Source organism: Vibrio sp. V30_P3S12P165 (genome assembly GCF_009904905.1).
Taxonomy (GTDB): Bacteria; Pseudomonadota; Gammaproteobacteria; order Enterobacterales; family Vibrionaceae; genus Vibrio; species Vibrio fujianensis.
Genome location: NZ_WXWH01000004.1, coordinates 84,672 through 92,185, shown reverse-complemented (window position 1 = coordinate 92,185; position 7,514 = coordinate 84,672). Strand labels below are relative to the sequence as shown.

The following is a 7,514-nucleotide window of genomic DNA, read 5'->3' as shown; positions in this document are numbered from 1 at the left end:
ATGCCTAATTGACGGGCAATGTTACGAATGCTTTGGCCTTGTGCAAAGCGAACATGAATATCCACAAATGTCTCCTTGGTTAACATAAATCACCCGTATAAAAAATAAACGGATGATACCAAGTGGATCAGTTTTCGATGATCGTTAGTGGATCAGTTTTGCATGATCGGTGACATTTTGGTGAACGGTGGCAAATCGTATTGAGCTAAGACGTGGTTGTAGATTTCAACACACTCATCCAATGTGGTTAGGCCAAACAGGTTATCCATTCTTTGCCAACGGGACGGATTGCCCATAACCCTAACCTTGTAACCATCACAGCGAATCGTCAGTTTTGAGCTAAACGACCCCTCTAAAAATTTTTGATTTACAGATGGTGGAAGCGCTTCACCAGACTCCATATCGAGCCTTTCAATAACATGCGTCCCGACCAGTGGAAGTCCACCGTCAGGATGCAGTTGTTGCATGAAAAGCTGGTCAATGAAGTACACACCAAAACCCTGTCAAGTACGTTTTTTTATAACTTACAGATTAACATTCGTTACTTCAAGTCATTGGTGTTAAAAAGTGGTGTTATGATAATAAAAAAACGTACCTGTTAAGGAGGTCACGTGTTGAAAGACGTATTAAAGGCGGCTCGATTATCCGCGGGGCTAACTCAAGAACAAGTAGCTCAAAAAGTTAAAGTGGCAAAGCAAACCTACCTAAAATGGGAGAACGGGGAGACTGAACCTAAAGCAACGCAAATCGCCCTTCTGTCAAAAGCACTCAACATCACGCCAAACGAGATTTGTTTTGGTAAAAAGAATGAACATTGCACATTTGATGAGTTCGTTTTAAAGCTCGCTAGAAGTGGAGCACCTAAAGACCTAATCACTATGGTATCTTGGGAATGCATAGACGATATGGATCATTTCTTTTTTATGCTCGATACCTATATGAGCGTGAAAGATGCTGACTTGGAAGCCATGTTAACTGTGCGAGATATCGAAGAGAGTCTTCGCTGAAATAGTCCGGAAGTCCGGACTTAGTTGGGGTGTAACAGTAACCCCAACTCAATTTGGTGATTTTGCATACAGAAGCAGCAAGTCAGAGCTAAAGCTCCCTGCCTTTGCTGCTTGCTCCCTGCACTCCTTCAATCCTCCTTCTCCTCCGCTCAGTGCCGCTCCGTCGGTCGTCGTCAATCAGTCGCTTGGTCGTTCAGTAGTGAGAAAGTCTAATATTTAGACAAGAGTACACTATTAAAGATAGTGTACTCTCCACTCACACCACGCCCCGCTTCCGTAGAACGTCGCGTGTCGCGGCGTGGTGAAGAGTTTCGAACTTATAAGGCCAGAAAAGGCGGTGAGGGAAACTGCCGCGCGGTGTCGGCATGATGGGAAGTGCTTAGCGTTCTTTCCGCTTGGCTGCTCATTTTCTCTCTACACGCGAGCGTATAGCAGAGAAAATCGAGCCGTGATTTAAAAACGGGCAACACCTTAATTCGTATTACTCGACATTATGTTACGGGTTCATTTTTGCAGAACGATTCAGCAAGCTGCCCACGTTCTGCTGCAAATGAAGTCGCCAGTGCTTGCGCAATGGTACTGACGACTGCCCCTCAACATAATGACGGGCCACATAATGCGTACTAAAGTGAGGTTTGTTGTAATCGGTATCCTGGGCTATTTAAACTCTAATCATAGGAAGCATCATCAATAATTGTTATAAGTGTCGATCCTCAATATGAATTCTAATAATGTATTCCGGTTGTTGATAAGAATACTTTTTTCCTACTCGTATCAATTGCTCGATCTCTTTGCATTGATGTGATGACCCCGTCGAGGTCGCTTTCCTTACTTCTGCCTTTTTAGCAGTGACATGACGCATATATATAAATACGTCACAGTAACCAGATAATGAAAACTGATCCTTTTTTAGCTGCTTAATCAGTTGCTGCTTAATTTTCTTTGCTGTTGGATTCGTTTCGGCGTCATCAGCAAAAGCCGACATCACCATACTACTTAATATCAATCCTAACATGACGCTTTTCTTTATCATCAGACGCTCCTAATCAATGCAATTGAATACATCATATGCGATTTATTCAGTCTTTCGAGTGTGATTAGGTTAATGTTCGATTCACTTAATAAGGAAATGAAATTAGTGTTGTTACTCAATAAATGCGTTTAGTGACTTTTCTTTGATTTCCCACGACTTTTAAAACCTTGATGAGGAAAAACATTACGAATCCGTTGCTGAACTTTTTTAGGAACGTTTTTAGAGAAAACAAGTTTCATTCCTGCTCTCTGATGATATACCTTCATTTCACCATCAAAAGGTGTGGATTCAGCTATATCACTCACATTGTGTTTAAACGTTGGAGGGAAATGCCCTTTTGCTGTAGTCATCTGGCCGGATTTAAATGTCACCCTTAAAACGGGTCGATCAACAGCAAACAACCAAAAAATGACAATCCCAGCGATAATGATGGCGTAAATCATGTTATTCGTTCCTAATTGGATAGTAATTTACTTAAATCTTCTTTCAAACTTGTCACAGCACGGCTTGCTTTTTCACTACGTGAGGCTTCACTTAGTAAATATTCAATCGCATCTGATAAGGTGCAGCCAAGCTCATTTGCTCTTAGAGATAATTTCTCCCAGACCCGATAATCTAAATCGATAGACTTTTTACGCGTATGAAGCTGCTCTGCATTAAAATGCCGCTTACGCTTCGCTCTTATCGCTTGTTTAAGCTTATTATCCAAAGCAAGCGCCATATGTTTATCAATCCAATCGAGCACTAATGTGGGTTCGTGTTCAAGAGCTTTGAGCTGCAGAACCGCCGCATCGGCTTCACTGCGATCAATATGGCGAGTAATGGCTTCACCATCTTTCCATTTTTTCATTAAATACTGCCATTTCCAACCAGATTCTAGATTTTCGAGTTGTTGATATTTCATATTCGGCAAATCCGTATAAATTTTGAGTGACAGTGTAACCATGCCGGCGCTAACTTTCAATTCTCTCAATCAAAAATACGATAGAGATCATTAATAATAACAACGCTATTCGTAGCGGAGATTTTTCTATATAATTTCAGTTCTTTTAATCACTTCGATGACTCAATGACACAAGATATCTGGCGTTTAGTGACGCCCCAGTATGACGATTTTGACTTGTTATTTGCCCAGTTTGAACAAATTCCGGTACATTCTTTTTTTCAAACCCAGCATCGCCTTTCTCAAGCCATAGAGCGCTTCATACAGATACAGGGTTTTAGCCGGGTTCTGTTAATTAATGCGCCAGATAATTCAGTTTACCGCTCTTTGGTGCAAGAACATATACAAAACAAACGGTTAGGAGTGCCTATCGTTCGTACAGAGAGTTTGGATATGTCCACCCTTTTTGGCCAAATAAAAGCTGAAAATGGGCAGATTATCAGCCAATCCACTGGGTTATTAGAGCAAGCTAATAATGGTTATCTTATTGTTTCTGCTAATTTATTGTTAGCAAATCCTCGTTGCTGGCCACAATTAAAATCTGCCGTACTTGGTGAATCGATTTCTCCTATTAATTGTGATAAACGTTCATTACTTCCCGAGCTACCCAGCCAATCTTATAACATTAAATTGATTATTGTCGGTGATCGCCATCAACTCGGTGACATTGATTTTTTGGACTCAGATATTCATGCCGGTTTATGTTTATTTAGTGAGTTAGAATTAGACATCAAAATCGATCAGCATACTATGCCACTTTATTTAGGCTATCTTCGCTGGATGATTGAACGTTACCGTCTACCGACATTAACCTCAGGTGCTATTGAAGCGGTAATGACCGCAGGGGCAAGATACACCGAAGATCAACACTATGCCCCACTCTGCCTTATGTGGCATCGTGCTTTACTTGAAGAATCAGCAATTGAGTCTCAAGGAAAAAGTATTGAAAAATTACATGTTATTCAAGTTATCGAATCACGCTATTACCGTGCTTCCTATCTTCCAGAGCGGGCGTTAGATGATATTCTTGATGGTCAGGTGATTATCGAAACACAAGGAAAACAAGTAGGTCAGGTTAATGGATTAACCGTCATTGATGTTGCAGGACATCCTATTTCTTATGGAGAACCCGCACGTATTTCGTGTGTTATCCATTTTGGTGATGGGGATATTGCTGATGTAGAACGTAAAGTTGAGCTGGGTGGCAATCTGCATGCCAAAGGTATGATGATCATGCAAGCTTTTGTCAGTAGTGCGCTGGACTTAGATGTACCGTTACCCTTCTCCGCTTCGGTTGTTTTTGAACAATCTTACAGTGAAGTCGATGGCGATAGTGCTTCACTTGCTGAACTTTGTTCTTTAGTCAGTGCGCTCTCTGAATATCCGATAGATCAGCAAATCGCGGTCACAGGTGCCGTGGATCAATTTGGACGAGTTCAAGCCGTTGGTGGGCTAAATGAAAAGATTGAAGGTTTTTACCGAGTCTGTCAGCACCAAGGTTTTACCGGGCAACAAGGTGTTATTTTGCCTAAGAGCAACTTAAAACATCTGGCTCTTCATCCTCAAGTAATCGACAGTATAAAAAATGACCAATTTACTATTTGGCCTGTCTCAACTGTTGATGAGGCCATTCCCTTGCTTATGAATAAACCATTTAGAGGGGATGATGAAGACAGTGTGATTAGCAAAATTGCGGCTCGTATTGCTTATTTTGAAAAACATATTCAACCACACGGAATCATGGAACGAATCAAAAACTGGTTTGTCTAGTACTGATCGGAGTTGTTTAGCGTACACCTGTTCACTAACATGCTTCCTATTGGAAATTGGAGTAGTAAAATAATGAATAATAAACGTGATTCATACAATCGTGATGATCTTCTAGCCTCAAGCCGTGGTGAATTGTTTGGTGAAGGCTACCCTCAGTTACCTGCGCCTAATATGTTAATGATGGATCGAGTGACCAAAATGTCAGAAACCGAAGGAGATTTCGGTAAAGGGCTGATTCTTGCAGAGTTGGATATTTCCCCTGATCTTTGGTTTTTTGATTGCCATTTCCCCGGAGACCCAGTGATGCCTGGCTGTTTAGGGCTGGATGCCATGTGGCAATTAGTCGGCTTCTTTCTTGGTTGGGTTGGAGGAAAAGGCAAAGGACGCGCACTTGGTGTCGGTGAAGTAAAATTTACTGGGCAAATTCTTCCGACAGCGAAAAAAGTTACCTATGAAATTCATATGAAACGGGTGGTGAATCGTAGGTTGGTCATGGGATTAGCTGATGGCCGTGTTTTAGTGGATGGTAAAGAAATTTATGTGGCTAAAGATCTAAAAGTTGGTCTTTTTCAAGATACTTCATCATTTTAAAGGTAATTAGGCAGCCGATCCGGCTGCCTAATTTTAGAACAATAAAATTAGTTATAGTGCACTAGGGCCTATTGGCCATAAGTACGTAATTAAAAACAAAAAGCCCCTTTCGGGGCTAAGATCCATGGTGTATGTGGAAAATTATTTGTAGAGACCAGAGTTTTTATCATCTCTAGCATCACGCCAACCACCTAACCAATACGAACGAGCGTCAGTTTGTTGATAAGGACATTCATCGGGTGAACGTCCATTCAACCCAGCTTTATATCCTTGAGATTGCGCTCTTTCTAGGCGATCACGCTTTTGTCTCTTCATAGTGCAGTCCTCATACAGTAACTTGTGTTTAACGTACAACTATTAAAACGATGTGGCAAATTGATGACCACATCATTAAGAATTGACCAATAAATGGACTTTCTCAAGGCATAAAAAAGGCACAAGTCCAAATCTGTGAACTTGTGCCCTATTTAACAATTTTCTAGTCTTTCTTACGGAACCCAACGAGCCCAAATAACATCAAAGCCCACAATCCTATCGTTGCTCCTTTACGATCAATCGATTGATCGTCGGTGCCACGTTGAACAATATCTTCACTCGTCGCGCCAGCAATTGGAATAAGCTTAACCGCAACCGTAGTTTCTTGATTACTACAGGTAGCATTGTGAGCGGTTGAATCATAACCACCAACACATTTAAATGCGCTGGCCGCAATAACACCTGCATCATTAATATCAGTTGCATCAATAATGCGGTATTGGTTATTGTTATTTGAGAACTCACCACCATTGGTGAGATCATCTAACCACCAAGCTTGGTTATTAAAGATATTTTTGCGCTCATCATTGCTATTCTTACCATTATATGGGTAAATAAAACCACGTTTACGACGTGGTTTACCACTCACTTCACGAGTATTATCGGCATCGATTTGGCCAACCATTTCATTATAGTTATTCATTGCGCCCGCTTTACCCCCTGCACCTTCAAAGAAAATGCCTCCCGATAAGAATGCAGCGGTTGGTGAAGAAGAGGAAACGTCCGGCACAATAAATAATCGATTGGCATACGCCCCTTTCTCTGCGGTTGCTCGTTTTGCTTCACCAATTGCAATTAAATTTGCATTGACTGAAGTTAAAAGGGAATTGGTGTGGATTCTATCTCCACTTGTACCGCCACCAGAATAGACCGTCGCCCCTTTTACAGCTATCGCTTCTTTTGGAGCTAAATTATCGTCTTGAATGGTTAATGGAGTAATACTCGCTTGCATATAATGATTTTTATCATAGAAGGTGTTAAAACCAACCGCATAAAGTGTTTTATTATCACCTGAAATAACAAAATCTCTTAAGCTAGCTTGTGCGAGACGTTGATCCCTTTGTTCAGAAACTCCAGCCCCCCAAGGTAACGATGTCATACTGTCTTTAGGACTCAAATTTTTCCAAATCGCTCCTTTCGAAATATAAAAATCCCCTTCATTATTTACTTTTCCGCTTGCTACACTGCCTACAGTATAAGTACCATCCGTTTTCCAAGATCGAGTTTGTAATCCAAGGTCGACATCTTGAGTACCAACGAGTGCAGTGACAGAGTTACGCCTATATCCTGTTACATTACCGAGGTCAGAAACAATGCCGACCGGTTGTCCAGCTTCGGTCAAACTATTGACAACAACATTCTTGGTTTCATCAATTGCTATCCCTTCGTCTTCAATAAAAGCGATGGCATTTGGTGTTTGCTCACCATTGATTTCTTTGTGCCAAAGATTCCAACGAATCGATGCCCAACTTTCACAAGTAGAATAACGTAACTCGTTATTACAATAACGCTCAAAATCACGCAGTTCTTGAATATACACGAAGGTATTATCAATTCTAAACGGCACTTCTTCTCGGTAGCTAAGGCCATCTATCGCTTCACCATCATGAGTTTCGATTAACCGCGTTTCACCGGCAAGTTTAAACGATGATGCACAATCTGTTGCTCCATTGGCAAAGCAACCTAATGGTTCATTCACCATACCAGGCTGAATGGCGACACCATAACTACTTTTATAATCAAAGGTTGTTGATGGGCTAACCTCAACCACTTGATACAGTGCTGCTGAGGCTGAGGTTGAAGATAAGATGACGGCACTCACCAGCGTCCGTTTAAACGTATTACTACTCATTCG

General features: G+C 41.3%; 8 protein-coding genes and 1 pseudogene. 3 read left to right on the top strand and 6 right to left on the bottom strand.

Annotation, left to right across the window (positions count from 1 at the left end; all coding sequences use genetic code 11):
* Nucleotides 1-176: 176 nt before the first annotated feature.
* A pseudogene (locus CAG57_RS00780) lies at nt 177-491 on the bottom strand (phage/plasmid replication protein, II/X family); the annotation flags it as partial.
* Nucleotides 492-611: 120 nt separating this feature from the next.
* On the opposite strand from CAG57_RS00780, the gene CAG57_RS00775 reads away from it, so the two are divergent.
* Nucleotides 612-1,007: a helix-turn-helix transcriptional regulator gene (locus CAG57_RS00775; protein ID WP_032473220.1), complete on the top strand. Its 396-nt coding sequence runs from the start codon at nt 612-614 to the stop codon at nt 1,005-1,007.
* Between the two features lie 697 nt (nt 1,008-1,704).
* Here CAG57_RS00775 and CAG57_RS00770 read toward each other — a convergent pair.
* The 3 genes from CAG57_RS00770 to matP all read right to left on the bottom strand — a co-directional run bounded on the left by CAG57_RS00770 (nt 1,705) and on the right by matP (nt 2,944).
* Nucleotides 1,705-2,040, bottom strand: a complete 336-nt coding sequence (locus tag CAG57_RS00770) for a hypothetical protein (protein WP_099611229.1) — start codon at nt 2,038-2,040, stop codon at nt 1,705-1,707.
* A gap of 128 nt (nt 2,041-2,168) precedes the next feature.
* Nucleotides 2,169-2,483 (bottom strand): DUF3634 family protein, encoded by a 315-nt coding sequence (locus CAG57_RS00765; protein WP_099611228.1) that lies wholly within the window; start codon nt 2,481-2,483, stop codon nt 2,169-2,171.
* An 11-nt stretch (nt 2,484-2,494) separates the two neighbouring features.
* Complete coding sequence (gene matP / locus CAG57_RS00760) at nt 2,495-2,944, bottom strand: macrodomain Ter protein MatP (protein WP_099611227.1); 450 nt, start codon at nt 2,942-2,944, stop codon at nt 2,495-2,497.
* 165 nt (nt 2,945-3,109) lie between these two features.
* Between matP and CAG57_RS00755 the strand changes: the two genes are divergently transcribed.
* Nucleotides 3,110-4,753, top strand: coding sequence for a S16 family serine protease (locus CAG57_RS00755; RefSeq protein ID WP_161428115.1), 1,644 nt, complete (start codon nt 3,110-3,112; stop codon nt 4,751-4,753).
* Between the two features lie 72 nt (nt 4,754-4,825).
* Nucleotides 4,826-5,344 (top strand): bifunctional 3-hydroxydecanoyl-ACP dehydratase/trans-2-decenoyl-ACP isomerase, encoded by a 519-nt coding sequence (gene fabA, locus CAG57_RS00750; RefSeq protein WP_099611225.1) that lies wholly within the window; start codon nt 4,826-4,828, stop codon nt 5,342-5,344.
* 141 nt (nt 5,345-5,485) lie between these two features.
* On the opposite strand, the gene rmf is transcribed toward fabA, so the two are convergent.
* Nucleotides 5,486-5,659: a ribosome modulation factor gene (gene rmf / locus CAG57_RS00745; RefSeq protein ID WP_099611224.1), complete on the bottom strand. Its 174-nt coding sequence runs from the start codon at nt 5,657-5,659 to the stop codon at nt 5,486-5,488.
* 163 nt (nt 5,660-5,822) lie between these two features.
* Complete coding sequence (locus CAG57_RS00740; RefSeq protein WP_161428118.1) at nt 5,823-7,511, bottom strand: DUF3466 family protein; 1,689 nt, start codon at nt 7,509-7,511, stop codon at nt 5,823-5,825.
* Between the last annotated feature and the right edge of the window lie 3 nt (nt 7,512-7,514).